The 18,594-nt window shown below is 34.4% G+C and carries 12 protein-coding genes; 10 read left to right on the forward strand and 2 right to left on the reverse strand.

Annotated elements, in window-relative coordinates; all coding sequences use genetic code 11:
- Positions 1-86 precede the first annotated feature (86 nt).
- The 4 genes from ACFO3N_RS05140 (at position 87) to ACFO3N_RS05155 (ending at position 5,946) form a co-directional block, all read left to right on the forward strand.
- On the forward strand, positions 87-1,550 hold the full coding sequence (locus ACFO3N_RS05140; RefSeq protein ID WP_379795775.1) for a MoxR family ATPase: 1,464 nt from the start codon (positions 87-89) through the stop codon (positions 1,548-1,550).
- Positions 1,551-1,824: 274 nt separating this feature from the next.
- Positions 1,825-2,679 (forward strand): EamA family transporter, encoded by an 855-nt coding sequence (locus ACFO3N_RS05145; protein WP_379795777.1) that lies wholly within the window; start codon positions 1,825-1,827, stop codon positions 2,677-2,679.
- Between the two features lie 452 nt (positions 2,680-3,131).
- Positions 3,132-4,418: a Glu/Leu/Phe/Val family dehydrogenase gene (locus tag ACFO3N_RS05150; RefSeq protein WP_172426956.1), complete on the forward strand. Its 1,287-nt coding sequence runs from the start codon at positions 3,132-3,134 to the stop codon at positions 4,416-4,418.
- Between the two features lie 304 nt (positions 4,419-4,722).
- A complete protein-coding gene (locus ACFO3N_RS05155) occupies positions 4,723-5,946 on the forward strand; it encodes a sterol desaturase family protein (protein WP_379795779.1) in 1,224 nt (407 codons plus the stop codon).
- Between the two features lie 300 nt (positions 5,947-6,246).
- On the opposite strand, the gene ACFO3N_RS05160 is transcribed toward ACFO3N_RS05155, so the two are convergent.
- Positions 6,247-7,845 carry a DUF6377 domain-containing protein gene (locus tag ACFO3N_RS05160; RefSeq protein WP_248727365.1) on the reverse strand — a complete coding sequence of 533 codons (1,599 nt, stop codon included), beginning with the start codon at positions 7,843-7,845 and terminating at the stop codon, positions 6,247-6,249.
- Between the two features lie 483 nt (positions 7,846-8,328).
- Between ACFO3N_RS05160 and ACFO3N_RS05165 the strand changes: the two genes are divergently transcribed.
- The 6 genes from ACFO3N_RS05165 (at position 8,329) to ACFO3N_RS05190 (ending at position 18,103) form a co-directional block, all read left to right on the forward strand.
- Entirely contained in the window at positions 8,329-8,850 is a 522-nt protein-coding gene (locus ACFO3N_RS05165) for a DUF5004 domain-containing protein (protein WP_095931634.1), read from the forward strand.
- An 8-nt stretch (positions 8,851-8,858) separates the two neighbouring features.
- Positions 8,859-9,941, forward strand: coding sequence for a hypothetical protein (locus ACFO3N_RS05170; protein ID WP_379795781.1), 1,083 nt, complete (start codon positions 8,859-8,861; stop codon positions 9,939-9,941).
- A 28-nt stretch (positions 9,942-9,969) separates the two neighbouring features.
- A complete protein-coding gene (locus tag ACFO3N_RS05175; RefSeq protein ID WP_250836523.1) occupies positions 9,970-12,984 on the forward strand; it encodes a SusC/RagA family TonB-linked outer membrane protein in 3,015 nt (1,004 codons plus the stop codon).
- Between the two features lie 28 nt (positions 12,985-13,012).
- Positions 13,013-14,524: a RagB/SusD family nutrient uptake outer membrane protein gene (locus ACFO3N_RS05180; RefSeq protein ID WP_379795783.1), complete on the forward strand. Its 1,512-nt coding sequence runs from the start codon at positions 13,013-13,015 to the stop codon at positions 14,522-14,524.
- Between the two features lie 290 nt (positions 14,525-14,814).
- Positions 14,815-16,059 (forward strand): glycoside hydrolase family 99 protein, encoded by a 1,245-nt coding sequence (locus tag ACFO3N_RS05185; RefSeq protein ID WP_379795785.1) that lies wholly within the window; start codon positions 14,815-14,817, stop codon positions 16,057-16,059.
- Between the two features lie 25 nt (positions 16,060-16,084).
- A complete protein-coding gene (locus tag ACFO3N_RS05190; RefSeq protein WP_379795787.1) occupies positions 16,085-18,103 on the forward strand; it encodes a glycoside hydrolase family 97 protein in 2,019 nt (672 codons plus the stop codon).
- A gap of 265 nt (positions 18,104-18,368) precedes the next feature.
- On the opposite strand, the gene ACFO3N_RS05195 is transcribed toward ACFO3N_RS05190, so the two are convergent.
- On the reverse strand, positions 18,369-18,594 hold a 226-nt coding region (locus ACFO3N_RS05195; protein ID WP_379795789.1), incomplete at its 5' end, for a hypothetical protein.

Here is an 18,594-nt window from a genome sequence, read left to right on the forward strand (position 1 = left end):
GAGACGCACCGCAGTGCGTCTACACACAGTAATGACACAAAGCATTGTCATTTAAAAAATAAATAAACAATCTATATTTCAACACAATGGAAATAAATACTATAAAGACATTAGGTCAATTAAAAGCCACTGGATATAAAACTACAAGCATAAAAGAGGAATTGCGTAATAATCTTCGTGAGAAAATCAAATCGGGGAAACCTGTTTTTGAAGGTGTTCACGGATTTGAAAATACGGTAATTCCAGAATTGGAACGCGCGATTTTATCTCGTCATAACATTAATTTACTAGGACTTCGCGGACAAGCAAAAACACGTTTGGCACGTAAAATGGTCGAATTATTGGATGAATACATTCCGTTTATAGAAGGTTCAGAAATTAACGATGATCCATTAAATCCGATTTCTCGTTTTGCAAAAGATTTAATTGCTGAAAAAGGTGATGAAACTCCAATTTCTTGGTTACACAGAAGCGAACGTTTCTTTGAAAAACTAGCAACTCCAGACGTAACGGTAGCCGATTTAATCGGTGATGTCGATCCGATAAAAGCGGCTAATTTAAAATTGTCTTATGCAGACGACCGCGTAATTCACTTCGGAATGATTCCGAGAGCGAATCGCTGTATTTTTGTGATCAACGAATTACCCGATTTACAGGCAAGAATTCAAGTAGCATTATTTAATATTTTACAAGAAGGAGATATTCAAATTAGAGGATTCAAATTAAGAATGCCTTTAGACATGCAATTTGTTTTCACTGCAAACCCTGAAGATTATACCAATAGAGGAAGTATTGTAACGCCTTTAAAAGATAGAATTGGTTCTCAGATTTTAACGCATTATCCTGAAAGTATCGAGATTGCGAGAACAATTACAGAACAGGAATCTAAATTAGATCAAAATCAGACCGATGTGGTTTATGTTCCAAGTTTAGCAAGAGATATTTTGGAACAAATTAGTTTTGAAGCTCGTGAAAGCGAATACATCGATAACAAAAGCGGTGTAAGTGCAAGAATGAGTATTACGGCATTCGAAAATTTAATTAGTACAGCAGAGCGCAGAGCTTTGATTTCTGGTGTCGATAAAACGACTTTACGTTTATCTGATTTTATCGGAATTATTCCAGCCATAACAGGAAAAGTCGAATTGGTTTATGAAGGAGAGCAGGAGGGAGCCGATGTTGTGGCAGAAAGTTTAATTGGTTCTGCCATTCGAACATTATTTCCAGAATATTTCCCAAAAATAGAAAAATTAGAAAAGCCTGATGAAAAAACACCATATTCAGATCTTGTAGAATGGTTTTTTGCTGAAAGCGGTTTCGAGTTGTTAGATGATGCTTCTGATAAAGATTATAAAAACATTCTAGATGAAGTAACTCCATTAGATGAATTATTGAAAAAATACCAGCCACAATTGGTAAAAGAAGATGTCTATTTTATGAAAGAATTCATCCTTTGGGGATTGGTAGAATATAAAAAACTAAGTAAAGATCGTTTTGCAAAAGGAAGTCAGTTTAGAGATATTTACGGAAGTTATATCAGTAAATTCTAAGAAAGGAAATATTTGAATTAAACGCTTAAGTTTGTTTTTAATCGTTAATCATTTGCTATATTAATCTGTATAATATCTGCTAAAATCTTTTAAATCTACGTGATAATTCTATGCGCAAAAAATTGTTTCTCGCAGATTTAAAAGATTTTAGCAGATCAAATTAGATTTTGTTTAATTCAACGGTTTAAGATTTAATCTGGTCTAGCTGGTTTTTTAAAACCGGCTGGACTTTTTTATTTTGCAATACTTACTTTTACAGTTCTAAAATAAATTTATGTTATTCCTCATATTAAGTATTCTTTGCAGTGTTATTGTTGGTGTTATATTTAAGATTTCTAGAAAATACAATGCTAATCCGTCACAAATTATTTTGTTCAATTACATCGCTGCGATAACGCTTGGTTATTTTACTTTTACGCCAGATCTAAATGCGTTAGACAATAATGCCCCATTAGAAATTTACACTTCAGTGGGAATTTTGCTTCCAATCTTATTTTTGTTTTTGGCTCTTTCTATAAAATATATGGGAATTGCAAAAACAGATGCAGCCCAAAGATTGTCCTTATTTATTCCGATTTTGGCAGCTTGGTTGCTATTTAATGAAGGATTTAATACTTATAAGGTTATTGGAGTTTTAATTGGTTTTGCGGCACTTTTATTCATTTTAAAAAAGCCCTCAAGCCATACAGAAAACAAATGGATTTATCCAGCTGCAGTTTTGTTTGGTTTTGGAATTATAGATATTCTTTTTAAGAAAATTGCCTTATATACGGTCGTTCCTTATACCACATCGTTATTCTTTGTTTTTCTAATTGCTTTTGCTGTTTCTATTTTAATCGTATTGTATAAGCTGTTTGTAACCAAAGAAAATTTTGTTTTAAAAAGTATTCCTTTTGGGATATTAGTTGGCGTTTTTAACTTCGGAAATATATTATTCTATTTAAAAGCCCACAAAGCATTTGCAGAAAATCCATCAACAGTTTTTGCTGGGATGAATATGGGTGTAATTATTTTAGGAACTCTTATTGGTGCTTTTTTCTTCAAAGAAAAATTATCTAAAATCAATGTTTTGGGGCTAGTTTTGGCTTTGGTCGCTGTCATTTTTATTGTTTTGTCGCAATTAAAGTAATTTTTTTTAAGCGGTAACCCTTTTATTTTCAATTGATTTAATGTTTAAATTTTAATTAATTAAAATAAACTCGACTAATTCTATAGAATTTATAAATATATTTTTGTAGCTTTGTCTCAACAATGAAAAACTATAGCCGAAATATTATGACGTCTTTTCCATGCAGCTTTGCGATGTGCTGTATGATGAATCACGTTTTGAAATGGCGTTAATAGAGAAAGTACTTGTTAGTTATTTTTTTTTTTAGCCTTTCATTGCACCATGAAAGGCTTTTTTTTGAATCATTAAAAATCAAGATATGAGAACCAACAGAAATATGAAAATTTTGATGCGCCGTTGCCTGATAAAAATTCCGTGTTGCATCTAGTTTGAAGATTAAGAGAGAAAGTAAATCTTCTTACCAAAGAAGATCATAAACATAAAAAGTAACCCAAACCTAAAAACTATATATTATGAGCTCAGAAATTATAAAACATAATCCGTTTCAATCGATGATTGATCGCTTTAATATCGCTGCTGATATTTTAAAATTGGATGATTCTATCAAACAAAAATTGCAGCGCCCAGAAAAACAAATCACAGTAAATTTTTCTATTACTTTAGATAATGGAAACGTTCAGAACTTCGAAGGATACCGTGTAATTCACAACACCGCTTTAGGGCCTTCAAAAGGCGGAATTCGTTACGACACCGCTGTAAATCTGGACGAAGTAAAAGCACTTGCCGCCTGGATGACCTGGAAATCTGCTGTAACTGGAATTCCATTTGGTGGAGCAAAAGGCGGCATTATTTGCGATCCGAGAAAGCATTCTAAAACAGAATTAGAAAAAATTACAAGAGCTTATACCAAAACTTTGGCTGATATTTTCGGACCAGAAAAAGATGTTCCTGCGCCAGATATGGGAACAGGTCCAGACGAAATGGGTTGGCTGATGGATGAGTTTTCACTGTTGCACGGAAGACCAATTCATGCGGTTGTAACAGGAAAACATCTTCATTCTGGCGGATCTTTAGGCAGAGTAGAGGCAACGGGAAGAGGAGTAAGCATTATTACACTTCTAGCACTTGAGAAACTAAAAATAAGACCAGCAAGAGCTACTGCTGCGATTCAAGGATTTGGAAACGTTGGTTTGCATTCTGCGTTATTTCTACATGAAAAAGGAGTGAAAGTTGTAGCCGTAAGCGATGTTTCAGAAGCATTTTATAATCCAAACGGGATTAATATTCCAGAACTGATTTTGTACTATAACTTAAATAATAAAACCATAAAAGGCTATCCAAATTCGGTTGCCATAAAACACGAAGATTTATTGCTTTTAGATGTCGATGTATTGATTCCTGCGGCAAAAGAAGATGTTATTACGAAGCATAATGCAGGAGAGATTCAAGCCAGAATTATTGTTGAAGGTGCCAATGGACCCGTTTCTTCAGATGCAGATCAGATTCTGCATGATAAAAATATATTAGTTGTTCCTGATATTTTGGCCAATGCGGGCGGTGTTACCGTTTCTTATTTTGAGTGGCTTCAGAATTCGCTTTTGGAGTCATGGAGAATCCATCAGATCAATAAACGTTTGGAGGATATTTTAGAAAAAGGTTTTGATACTGTTTTTAGAGTTGCAGTAAAACATAGTGTAACGCCTCGTATTGCGGCTTATATAATCGCTTTGAAAAAAGTGGCCGAAACGCAGTCAGTTAAAGAAGTTGCCTTGGAAGCGCCTTTATTTAAACAGAATTAAAAATCAGGTTTACTTCGTAAAAGATCATTTTCGTTAATTACGTTTTTAGCGCTCTTAAAAACGTAATTGATGGAAGTGTCTTTTTCGTTTGAACTATTAAAAACAGAAGAGAATTATTAAACACATAGAAACATAGTATTTACAAGCCTGTAAAAAGGCGTTTCACTAAATAACAATACACATAGCTATGTTTTAAAGCTTGCTTTTTTTGTAATCTCAAGCAGAAGTAATAAAATCTATGTTTCTATGTGTTAAAATAAAATTACTCAATACATAATTTTTAGAATCGAAAAGTATCAAATAAATGAAAAATATCAATTTTCTAGCATTTGCCATGCCGGCCTTTTTTCTTTTTTTGTTTTTGGAATATAAGCTTGCTCAACGCAGAAAAAAGCCTGAAATTTTTAACTATGAAAGTTCTGTTTCCAATATTTCCATCGGAATTGCAGAGCGTTTGATTAACTTATTTGTTGCAGCCAGTTTTTATCAGCTGTATTATTTAATTTATGATGATTATAGACTTTTTGATATTCCGAGTAATGCCTTGGTTTGGTTTGCCCTTATTCTTGCAACCGATTTTGTCTGGTATTGGTATCATCGCTTAGGCCATGAAGTCAATTTTTTCTGGGCAGCGCATATTGTACATCATCACAGCGAAGAGTTTAATTTTACTGCGGCAGCGAGAATTACTACTTTTCAGGCTGTAATTCGAACGGGATTTTGGTGCGTTTTGCCATTTGTTGGTTTTCATCCCAGTATGGTAATTACCATGCTTATTGTTCATGGCGCTTATTCTTTCTTTACCCATACACAGCTTATCGGAAAAATAAAATGGTTGGAATATGTTTTTGTTACCCCTTCTGTTCATGGAGTTCATCATGCTTCTGACGAAAAGTATTTAGACAAAAATTACGGTGATATGTTCACCTTTTGGGATCGCCTTTTTGGAACTTTCCAGACTGAAGAGGAAAAACCCAAATATGGATTGACTCATCCGCTAAAAAGCTATAGTTTCTTGTGGCAGCATTTTCATTATTATTTCGAAATTTACGAATTATGGAAACGCTCCAGCGGATTTAAAGCGAGATGGAATGCTGTTTTTGGAAGCCCAGCAGATATGGATCAGGATATTCGTCCCATTCTGGAAAAGCGTTTTTTGCAGGATAAAGCAGCTCCAAACCAGAGACTTCGATTTAAAAATTATCTTTATATACAATTAGGAATCTGTACTTTGATTCTAACGGTTTTTACCTATTATTTTGATTATTTAGAATTGTATGATAAAGTGTTTGTACTTTCTTTGGTAATCATCACTTTAATCAATTGCGGTGCTTTGTTAGAACAGCGTAAATGGATTTACTACCTAGAATATACTCGTCTGGCGATGATTTCGACTTACTTTTTATATGAAGAAGGTTTGCTTGTATTTTTCTTTGTTCCAATTGCAATAATGATTTTTGCAGAGCAATTGTTTTCATTGAGTAAGATTTATCAGAATACCATTTTACAATTGGAAACTTCAGAATAGAAAATGACAATTTTAGAGTATAGTCCCAGAGGGACTAAATATTTATAGAAAATAAATTTGTTATACAAAAGAGCTCCAGCGGAGCGACATATTTATTAATATTTAAATTTATATGTCGCTCCGCTGGAGCTTTTTTGATTGTCGTTTGAATTGCATTCTATAAATATGCCGCTCCTCCGGAGCTGTGATATTAAAACATAATTCGTTAATTGCTTTGCCAGTCCTTATAGCTAGAGCCGTGGCTAAAAAAACTTAGAGCCTTAGTATCTTAGCATCTTAGAATCTTAGCATCTCAGCAACTTAGATTGTCTTTATCTCCATAATCTTCTGTTCAAAAGTATCTTTAAAATCAGATTTGCTTTTAATTCTGGTTTTGTAGGTATAAATTGTAGCTACAGAAAGTTCTAAGAATTCTGCCATTTGACTGCTGTCTTGAATGCCCAATCTGTACAAAGCAAAAATTCGCAATTCAGTATTTAAAAGCTCGCCTTTCTTGACAATGCATTTATGATCGTTTGGGAATAAATTATTGAAATCGGTTACAAATGTCGGAAACAATTTCAAGAAGATTTCATCAAACTGATGAAACAGATTTTCGCGTTCTTCCTTTACATTATAGCGCTTTAAACTCGCGATAACTTCATCTGTTTTTTTGGTAATAATTTTATGCAACGTACTTTTTTGAATATGGTCTATTTTATTAATGAAAGCCGAAGTTGCTTTAATAAAATACGTAATGTATTCTTCTTTAATAGCATTGGCCTCACTTAAACTTACATTCATTTCCTGCAATTGCAAGTACGAATCGGCCATGATTTTTCTTGCTTTATTCTTTTCTTTTAATTGTTTGAAAATGATGCCAAGGAAAACAAAAATGATAACCGTAAGAATCGTCAAGAGAATGATAATCTTTTCTAGTTTATCATTTTTATCCTTTACATTATTCAGTTGTGCTTTTTCTATAATAGGCAAAATTGACGAAATCTCAATTTTTCGGTGTCTTGCATTATAAAAAGTGGCATCATCCATGGCAATATTGATGTATTCGTTTGCTTTATCCAAATAGCCCATTTTAAAAAGTTCATTGGCCAAATTTCGAAGCGCAACGGTTTCTTTCGTAGCATTTTTTACATCGGCAATTGCGGCAAGAGCTAAATATTGAATCGCTTTTTTTGTATAACCCCGTTCCGAATAGATATATCCGAGACTTGAAGTAGCGATTCCGTAATAATCAGGAGGCAGATTGTAGTTGTTGATCCAGTAGCTGAAAGCAAATTCGGCTCCGCGCCAGTCTTGCTGTTTCAATCGTTTTAAACTTTCTGCAGCCCAATATTCATTCGTATTGGTTCCTATTAATTCTAGAGCTTTTTTTAAGAAATGATTTCCTTGCTGTACATAATGAATATTAAAACGCTGATCGCGGTTGTAATCGGCCAAATCATAATAAGCACGAGCTTTAATGTTATAGTATTCAAATTTGTTTCTTTGATCCAGTTTAGTATCATCAATAACATTTAGCGTGTCAATCGCTTCTTTAAAAAGCCCAGAAGATAAAAGCACAAAACCTTCCTTGATTCGACTTTTAGATAAATACTTCGGATCTTTTAGGATTTTGGCTTTGATTTTAGATTGCTCTAAATAGTAATAGGCAGAGTCATATTTAAAAGATTTGTATTCATCAAACAATGACATATAACAATTGTACAATTCTTCATTATTCTGACTAAGCGTAAACTTAGATACATTTTTCTTTAAAGCTTCTATTTTTCGATATTTCTGTTTCAGGTAAATCTCTTTTTTCAAGAGTACCTGATCTAATTCTTCTAAATACGGATTCGTCTCTTTCGCAGTAAGAGAAAAACCTCCTAAGAAGAAAAGCAGCATCAATATTCTTCGCATGATTTTGTTTTGGTTTAGGGAAAAGTTTGGTTGGTTGATATAGTTAGTTAATTCGATTTAAAATTAAGAATAAGTTTGAGATAAAGCTAAATCTGTTTTTGAGGAATCTTGTAAATAGTTCAATAACATTGCTTTTGAAGGGGATTTTCTGAATGAAAATAAGCTGTAAATGTTAAAAACAGATAATTTATTTGCAATTATACAATAAAAAGCGGTTATATATATGTATAGTAAAAAAAATATGCATTTTATTTTACATATTGTCATTTTTACCATATAAAAACGGCTTATTTTTATCTAAACAACGTCTTGATTTTTTACTTCTACTTAATTAGTTAAATATCTGATTATTAATTATTTATTTGTTTTTATGTGTGAATTTCATCTTGATTTTTCTCAGATTTTTTTTTTAGGATTTATTTAACGTCTAGTTTCGCTGTATCCTTTTGAAGGGGATAACAAACTAACGAAAACCAAAAATTTATGAAATGTAAAAGTCTTTATTGGCTAGCTTTTATGATGTGTTTATTTGCTATCGGATGCGATAACACAGATGACGGAAGCTACGTAGAACCGATTACCCTTTATGAAAAAGTAAATGGAAATTGGGGATTAACAAATCTGAAAATGGTTGATGAAGTTGCGAAAGCAAATAAGATCGAACCAAACGAAGAAAACTTGAGCACTTATTTCAACTACGAAGATTTTAAAATCAAATTTAACGTAGATGGAAATAACAATCCTACAAGTTATGAAGTAACTGGAGATGTTCCTCCATTATTTGCCCCTAAGGGGTATTGGGCACTTAGCTCAGCGTTTCAATCGACTACTGGTGTTGGAACAAAAATCTATCTGTACAGCGACGCACAGAAAACGCAAAAAACAGATGAACTTAGATTGATTTCAGTTCCAGGTAAAAGCAAAGAAATGCAGATTCAATTGGCGCATTCTTCTGGTGGTGTAGATTTCGTGTCTTATGTATTTAAATTAAATGCTATTAATTAAAAAGTAATATGAAAAAGTTTATATATACAATTTTACTTGCCTTGTTGATGGCTCCTAATTTTATTCAGGCACAAGAAGCTGCTGGAGCTGTAGGTCCAATTTCATCATTTCCTGTTGTTTACAAATATGATGAAAAAGTTACATGGTACTTTGATATGTCGGCATCGACATTTGCTGAAACAGAAGATTTATATATCTGGATCTGGTCTCCATCTGAGCCAGATGCTGGACACTGGGAAAACTCATCAGATTTTGCAAAACTGAAATATGAAGGAAATAGAATCTGGAGTTTTACGCTAACTCCAACGCTTTATTTTTCTAAAACTCCAGAAGAAATAGCGAAGAGTGATGGATTCTGGTTTCGCTTGAAAAACAAAAACGGATCTAAACAAAGTGATGTTGCCAATGTGGCTTATATTGATTTTTCATCTTTCTACACTTCAGGTGAATTATTTAGATCATATCCATCAAAACCATTAATCGATAAACCGGTAAGTATTGTTTTTAATGCAAATCTTAATCCTGCATTTGCTGGCACTCCAAGTGTACATATGCATGGTGGTTTGAATGACTGGGCTATTCAGCAAATGTATGAAGCTGCAAAACCAGAAATTGCCGAAAAAACAAAATTAAAAGATTTAGGTAACGGTTTTTATAAAATGGATTTTGTTCCTAAACAGTATTTCAATGCTCCAGATGATTTTGTAATGGAAAAGATAAATTTTCTGATGGTAGCAGAGAATTGGACAGCAAATTCTGGAGATCAGGTTATTTACGCAGGAGAATTTATTCCGCCACCACCGCCAAGTTTTGCTTTCTTTCCATCGCAAATCAGTCAAAAAGATTTTCTTGGAATGTCAAGAAAAAATAATGAAGCGGGTGTAAACAAATTAATCTACACGATTACAGCTGGTACAAAAACAATTACAGGTGAGTTTACTGGAGGAACTGCAGAAATTAAAGGTTTTGTCAATCTGGTTTCAGAACTTAATGGAGTTCCAAGCTTAAGCGAGATCCATGTTTTGGTAAAAGACAATAAAGACAAAACGATTTCGGATACGACTATTCCGCTAAAAACTTTAGATAAATAATCACTATTAAATTAAAACACCAATTCTAATGAATAGTAAAAATACAAAAAGCGTCCTGCATCAAATGTGGACTGCTAAGGCAGCGGTATTGATGATTTTTATGCTTTTTCTTACTGCCAATTCTTTCGCGCAGACGAAAAAGATATCAGGAACTGTTTATGACAATACAGGGAATGTATTGCCAGGAGCTTCTATCATTGAAGTAGGAACTAAAAACGGAACTACAACAGATTTTGATGGTAAATTTAGCCTGAATGTAGCAGTAGGAAGTGCAATCGAAGTTTCGTTTATCGGCTCGACAACACAAAAAGTCCAGATTACAGCCAATACTTCTAATTACGAAGTGCGCCTGCAAAATGACGGGTATGCATTGGCAGAAGTACAAGTAGTTTCTGTAGGTTACGGAAAAGTGAAAAAATCAGATTTAACTGGAGCAATTTCTACAGTTGGAGCAGATGAATTGCTAAAAGGAACTATTGGTTCTACAGAGCAGGTTTTGCAAGGAAAAGTGGCAGGATTAAGCATTATTCGTCCTTCTGGAGATCCAGCTGCAGCTTCTACAATTCGTCTTCGTGGAGGAACTTCTTTAACAGCAAGTAACAGCCCGTTAATTGTGGTAGATGGTATTGCAGGAGTTGATATTAACGTCGTTCAGCCTTCAGATATTAAATCGGTTGATGTTCTTAAAGATGCTTCGGCAACAGCAATTTACGGTTCTCGTGGAGCAAACGGAGTAATCATGATTACTACAAAATCTGGAACAAAAGGTGTTTCTGTTGTTTATAATGGACAAACGGGTATCGGTTATGTCAATAACAACTTAGATCTTCTTTCGGCAAATCAGTGGAGAGGATATGTACGCCAGAATCAAATTGCAGATGCAGTAGATTATGGTGGAAATACAAATTGGCAAAAAGCAATCGAGCAGACTTCGATTTCTCAATCGCATACGTTAAGCATTAATTCTGGTAAAGCAGATAGCGGTTTTAGAACTTCACTTTCGTACTTAAATAATGAAGGAGTTATTAAAAAATCTGGATTGGAAAGATTAAGCGGTAATGTTAGCGCTTACCAATTTCTTGGAGACAACAAAGAAGTGAAATTTGATATGGGATTATTTGCAAACATTGACAAATGGCACCCAATAGATTACAGAATTTTCGAAAGAGCTTATAACTTAAATCCAACGATTCCTGTTTACGACTCAGAAGGGAATTTTAGTGCAGTAGTAGGAAATATTTATCAGAATCCGGTTGAGATTTTAACAAACAGAACTTTTGATAATGAAAGACACAGACTTTTAGGGTACTTTAAAACAGATGTGAAATTTTTGAATGACTTTACTGCTACAGCAAATATTTCGCTAGAACACAATGCAGTAAAAGCGGGTACTTACAAACCATCTTATGCGGTTATGGAAGGACAGACAGAAGGCGGTTTTGCACAAAGAACTTATGCAGAATATACAAATGCACAAGGAGAACTTTATGTAAATTACAGCAAAGTTATAGACAAACATAACATTGGCGCTTTGGCTGGATATTCTTATCTAGAAAATATCTATCAAGGTTTTGGAGCACAAAGAGGTGGTTTTGTTACAGATGCTTTTAGTTATAATAATTTAGGTGCGGGTTACAACTATCGTTTAACCGACGTGTATTCATACAAAGGAAAATCGAACCTAGTGTCTTTTTATGCTCGTGCTAATTACGGTTATGATGGTAAATATTTATTGACAGCGACCGTAAGACGTGATGGATCAAGCCGTTTTGGAGAAAACAATAAGTGGGGAACTTTCCCATCTGCTTCTGCAGCTTGGAGAATTTCTAACGAAGAATTTATGGAATCTTCAAAAGGTTGGTTAGACAATTTAAAATTGAGAGTTGGTTATGGAGTTACAGGAAATCAAGATGGAATTGGAGAGTATAAATCACTTTCTATTTTAGGAGTTGGAAGCGACAGTTATTACGATCCAGTTACTAAAACTTGGAGTTTGGCTTATTCTCCAAAACAAAACCCAAATCCTGATTTGAAATGGGAATCTACAGAGCAAATTAACGTTGGTTTTGATTTCGGACTTTTCAATAGAATTACAGGATCTTTTGAATATTATTCTAAAAAAACAAAAGATTTATTATACACTTACGAAGTGCCTCAGCCACCTTATTTAGTAGGAACAATGTTGGCTAACGTGGGCGAAATGTCAAACAAAGGGGTAGAGTTAACTTTGAATGCAGATATCATTAAAGGAGATAAATTCAACTGGAATGCTAATTTGACACTTGGGCATAACGTTCAGAAAATTGAAAAACTTTCTAACCCAACGTATAAAACAGACGTGATCTACAGCGGATCTCTTCATGGTTTGGCAGGGATGTCTGGACAGTATTCTCAAATTATTGCAGAAGGATATCCAGTTGGAACTTTCTGGGGATTTAAAAATGCTGGTTTAGATGCCGATGGGAAAATTCAATACTACAATGCTGCGAATGAAGTAGTCGCTGAAAGTGCTTTGGTTGATGCTGATAAAAGAGATCTAGGGAATATTCAGCCAGATTTAACTTTAGGTATCGGAATGAATTTTACTTACGGAAACTTTGATCTTGGATTTTCTGGATACGGAATGTTTGGACAAAAAGCATTAAATGCGACAAACATGATGTTAAACGATCCGAACAGATTACCAGCTTTTAATGTGCCAGATTCTTTCTTGAGCAGCGGTATTACTTCGTCTCCAAAATATTCTGATTACTGGATCGAAGATGCTTCTTTCTTCAGACTTCAAACATTGACTTTTGGTTATACTTTACCATTGAAATACAAAAAATCTAAATTTAGAATGTATGTAATGGGCGAAAACTTATTTGTAATCACAGGCTACAAAGGTGTAGATCCAGAGATTGGTTTAAATGCTCAGGACGGAATTAATCAGACTGGAGTAATGGATCAAACTGGTTTGGCAGCTCCTGGAATTGACAGATACAATAATTATCCTCGACCAACTACAATTTCTGTTGGATTAAATTTTACGCTGAATAACTAAGCGAATTGATAACCATAAAATATTAACAATGAAAATCAAAATAACAGCAGCAATACTTTTAAGCATTCTTTTTACGGTATCCTGTACTGATTTGGACGAACAGTTGTATGATCAGGTAGAAGATGGAAATTTCGGAAATACAACCAAAGAGATTGATGCGCTGGTAGGTGGAGCTTATTCTTCGTTAAGAGGATTCTCTGATGCAATCTCAAATAATTTTCCAACTTGTGAGTATGTTTTCTTTTTGAATGAAGTAGTTTCAGATGAAGCAACAATTCCAACAAGAGGAACAAACTGGTACGATGGCGGACAATATCAAGACGCGCAAAAGCATACTTGGAAATCGGATAACCGAATGATTCTTTCGGCTTGGCGTTACAATTATACCGGAATTGCTAAGATTAATGCAATCATTTATCAAATCGATAAATCATCTCTTAGTGATAAATCAAAAGAGCCAATTTATGCAGAATTAAAAGCGCTTAGAGCGTATTATTACTACAATCTTTTAGATTTATTCGGAAATGTGCCAATTGTAACCGATTTTGAAGATACAGCTCTTCCAACCAATTCAACACGAAAAGAGGTGTATGATTTTGTTGAAAAAGAATTGACAGACGCTATTCCGCATTTAAATCCAAATGCAGTGTATTCTAAAATGACTAGAAATGTTGCGTATTCTATATTGGCTAGATTGTATCTTAATTCAGAAGCGTTTATCGGCCAGCCACGTTGGCAAGATTGTATCAATATGTGCCAAAAGGTTACAGGATACAGTTTGACACCAGATTTCTTTTCGAATTTCGTGACAGAAAATCAGACTTCGACAGAAATTATTTTCGCTATTCCTTACGATTCAAAAGCTGGAACAGTTGGAAACTACATGAATTCAATGTCTTGTCATTATAATCAAAAATTAGCTATTTCTGCCATTCCAAACAATTATCCTTGGAGTGCAAACGGAATGTGTGCACAGCCAGGAGTTTATTCTGCATTTGCAGACACAGACAAGAGAAAAAAATGTATGCTAGAAGGCGATCAGATCAATCTTGCAACAGGAACTGTAATTATGATGGATAATGGAGAGCCGCTTACTTATACAGAGAACCTAACAAGTCTGGAAGATGCAAAAGAAAATGAAGGAGTTCGTTTACATAAATACGAAATGAAAGCAGGAGAGCAATGGGAGCGTGATCACGATTTTGTATTAATTCGTTATGCAGAAATCTTAATGATGCAAGCAGAATGTTACGTTCGTTTAGGCTCGCCAGATTTAGCAAGACCATTTGTACAGCAAGTAGCATCTCGTGCAGGCGAAGAATTGCCAGCAACCATTGACCTTGCATTTATAAATCAAGAATTGTTGAAAGAATTTACATTCGAAGGAAGAAGAAGAACAGACAATATTCGTTTTGGAACATTCTTCGAACCATGGTGGTCAAAAGGCACAACAGAAAAATACAGAGCAATTTTTCCAATTCCAAGTACTGTTTTAACCACAAACAAAAACCTTAAACAAAATCCTGGGTATCCAAATTAGGTTACTAGAATGTCAGTCTTCCATGTTGGTTAGTCGTGGAAGGCTGACATGTTTTTAATTTTTTTAGTAACAGATTCTAAAGATTACAAACTGAATTAGAGGATTAAAAAAAGATTTTGTTTCACGCAGATTCTGCAGATTAAAGCAGATTTGGTTTTAAATGTAAAAAAATAATCTGCGCATATCTGCTTAATCTTTTTAAATCTGCGTGAAATAAATTAATCACAATAAAATCCTTTTTAATCTTTTAATCTGTGGCAAAATATAAAAATAACAAACAGTACATCAATATGAAAAGATATATCACATCGTTGGTTTTTGGTTTGATGAGCATTGCCATGGTTGCCGGTTGCAGCAGCGATGACAAAGGCTCAGACAAACCTGTAGAACCAGAGAAAACAGACCCTGTTGCGATTGAGAAAACCAACAGCACTAAAATTTATATGCATTACATGCCGTGGTTTGAAACTAACGAAAGTAGTGCCGATAAAAAATGGGGATATCATTGGACAATGGCCAATAAAAATCCGAACAACGTAGGAGCAAACGGAAGAAGAGAAATTGCATCGTACTATTATCCGCTGATTGGTCCTTATCACTCAGGCGATAAAAATGTGATCGAAAATCATTTATTGTTAATGAAATATTCAGGAATTGATGGAATTCTTATTGATTGGTACGGCACTTACGATGTTAACGATTACGGAATGATCAAAGAGAATACAGATCAATTAATCGAAATGCTTGATAAAGTAGGTTTAGAATATGCTATTGTATACGAAGACCGATTTTTGACCAATGTGGTTAATGCAGGAAAAGCAATTTCGGTAACTGGTGCAGCAAAAACAGATTTGGCTTATGTAGAGAAGAATTATTTTTCGGATGCCAATTATATCAAGATCAATGGTAAACCGCTGTTAATGAATTTTGGACCAATTGTACTACAGACCCCCGCTGAATGGACAAACGTCTTTAATACGTTAACAGCAAAACCCACTTTCTTGACACTTTGGGATCACTCTTCAATGGCAGGAGAAAATGCTTCTGGAGAATATGCGTGGGTATACAAAGACAATAGTTACTTAACTAATTTTTACACCAATACCAAACCAAAATTGGGTGTTGCAATGGGTAGCGCTTATCCTGGTTTTAAAGATTTTTACGCTCAAGGCGGAGGAGGTGCAGCAATTGGATGGACGATCGAACATAACAATGGAGCGACACTTGAGGAAACTTTGACTTTGGCAAAAAATGCAAATATAAATTACCTGCAGCTGATTACATGGAATGATTTCGGAGAAGGAACCATGATTGAGCCTACAGTTGAATTTGGATATTCTTTTATCGAAAAAATTAAAGCTTTTGCTGGAGTAAAAAATACAGAAAGCGTATTTCCAGAGATCAGCAAATTGTATGATTTACGCGTACAGAAAAAAGGAAATGCCGAAGCCCAGAAAAAACTAGATCAGGCGTTTAATTATTTTGTTTCTATGCAGCCTGCAAAAGCAAAACAAACATTAAGCGAAATAAAATAGAGCTGTAATTAATACAATTTAAATAATGAAAAACAGAAAATATAGATACTGTCTTGTGGCTTTAGCATCAATGCTGGTTATGGCCTGCAGTACTAAAAAAACGTATAAAATCAGTTCTCCAGAAAAAATCTCTGAATTAACGTTTGAATTAACGCCTTCTGGACAGCCTCAATATAGTTTTTCTTCTAACGGAAAATCGGTTATTGAACCCTCTCTTATGGGATTTGAATTTCAGGGTTTAGCTAAAATGACAGATGGATTTGAAGTTGTTTCTACAGAAGAAAAATCGGCAGATGAAACTTGGGAACAGCCTTGGGGCGAATTCAAAAAAGTTAGAGATCATCATAACGAACTGATTGTTCATTTAAAAGAAGCAAAAGGCGAGGAGCGTTTAGTCGATATTATTTTTAGAGTTTTTGATGATGGAGTAGGATTTCGTTATGAATTTCCAAAACAGCCTCATTTAGGAAAAGTGAAAATCTCCAACGAAGTAACACAATTTACTTTTAAAGATAATAATGAAGTTTGGTGGATTCCTGTTCATCGTGAAAACAGTTACTACGAAAGTGAATACCGTAAAACGTTAATGAGTAAAACAGATACGATCAATACTCCAGCAACTTTTGAAACCAAAGACAAATTATATGTCGCTATTCACGAAGCCAACTTAACAGATTTTGCCTCAATGACGCTTCTAAAAACAACAGACAAACAATACAAAAGTGATTTGGTGCCATGGGCAGATGGTGTAAAAGTATATGCAGAAACACCTTTTAAAACACCTTGGAGAACTATTGTGGTTGGGAAGAATCCTGGACAAGTAGCAACTTCGACCATTATGCTGAATCTAAATGAGCCTTCAAAAATTGAAGATTTATCTTGGATCACACCTTCAAAATATATTGGAATCTGGTGGGGAATGCACTTAGAAAAATATACTTGGGGACAAGGCCCAAAACATGGTGCAACAACCAAAAACACAAAAGAATATATTGATTTTGCTGCGAAAAATGGTTTTGACGGAGTTTTGGTTGAAGGATGGAATGAAGGTTGGGATGGTGACTGGACTGCAGATGGTTCTGCATTTAGTTTTGTAAAAGCGTATCCAGACTTTAATTTGGAAGAAATTACCAAATACGCGGCTGTAAAAAATGTTCGTTTAATTGGACATCACGAAACGGCTGGTGCTACTAAAAACTATGAGAACCAGTTGGAAGAGGCTTTTAAACTGTATCAAAAAATGGGAGTAAATTCTGTTAAAACGGGTTACGTAAATAAATATTTGGATAAAAAAGAATGGCATGACAGCCAGTACGGAGCACGTCATTACAGAAAAGTAATCGAAACGGCGGCTAAATATCATATCATGATTGATAACCACGAACCAATGAAAGGAACGGGGTTACAGCGTACGTATCCAAACTTTATGTCACAAGAAGGCGGACGCGGACAAGAATATAATGCATGGTCTGTAGATGGAGGAAATACGCCAGAGCATTTAACGACTCTGCCTTTTACCAGAATGCTTTCTGGGCCGTTTGATTACACACCAGGAAACTTCAATTTTGATTACAAAACGCCATCTGGAGCAAAAGTGCAAACCACTTTGGCCAATCAATTGGCATTGTATGTGATTATTTTCAGTCCGTTACAAATGGCTTCTGATTTACCTGAAAATTATGAAGGCAAACCAGAATTTCAATTCGTAAAAGATGTGCCTTGCACTTGGTCGGATACTAAAGTTTTAGATTCTAAAATTGGAGAATACACTACAATTGCCCGTAAAGATTGGGACGAGAAAAACTGGTATTTGGGTTCGATCACAAATAGAAATGCAAGAGACTTAAAAGTAACGCTTTCGTTTTTAGACAAAAACAAAGAATACGAAGCAGAAATTTATGCAGATGGAGAAGGGGCAAATTATAAAACCAATCCGTATCCAGTTACAATCTCTAAACAAAAAGTAAACAACAAAACCATTTTAAATATCAAATTGGCAGCTGGAGGAGGAACAGCAGTAAAATTCACTCCAATCGAAAAATAGTTTTTTAAGATTCTAAGTTTCTAAGATTCTAAGTTTCTAAGATTCTAAGTTTCTAAGATGCTGAGATTCTAAGCTTCTGAGATTCTAAATTTATAAAGTTTTATTTTGAGTTAAGTAAGTTTAAGTTTGGTAATAAACCCGATAGCTGGAGAGTTATCGGGTTTATTTTTTTGTTTCAAGTTTCAGGTTTCAGGTTTGATAAGCTTTGAGTATAGTTTTTAACGCAGAGAATGCAAAGTTTTTTCGCAAAGTTCGCAAAGTTTTTTTAAGGTTGATTTTTTAAGATTGCAATGTTAGCAAAGCTTTTTGATGAAATTTTAATCTCGCAAAGACGCAAAGTCGCAAAGTATATAAAAAACTTTGCGACTTTGCGTCTTTGCGAGAATATTTCATTCGGAAAAAAAATCTTAGCGAACTTTGCGTAAAACTTTGCGTTCTTTGCGGTTAAAAAAAACCTAAGAGCTTTTTTCCGCACAGCTTTGTATTTAAAC

Origin of the sequence: Flavobacterium chungangensis (assembly GCF_042654045.1) — a bacterium.
In the GTDB taxonomy this organism is placed as follows: domain Bacteria; phylum Bacteroidota; class Bacteroidia; order Flavobacteriales; family Flavobacteriaceae; genus Flavobacterium; species Flavobacterium chungangensis.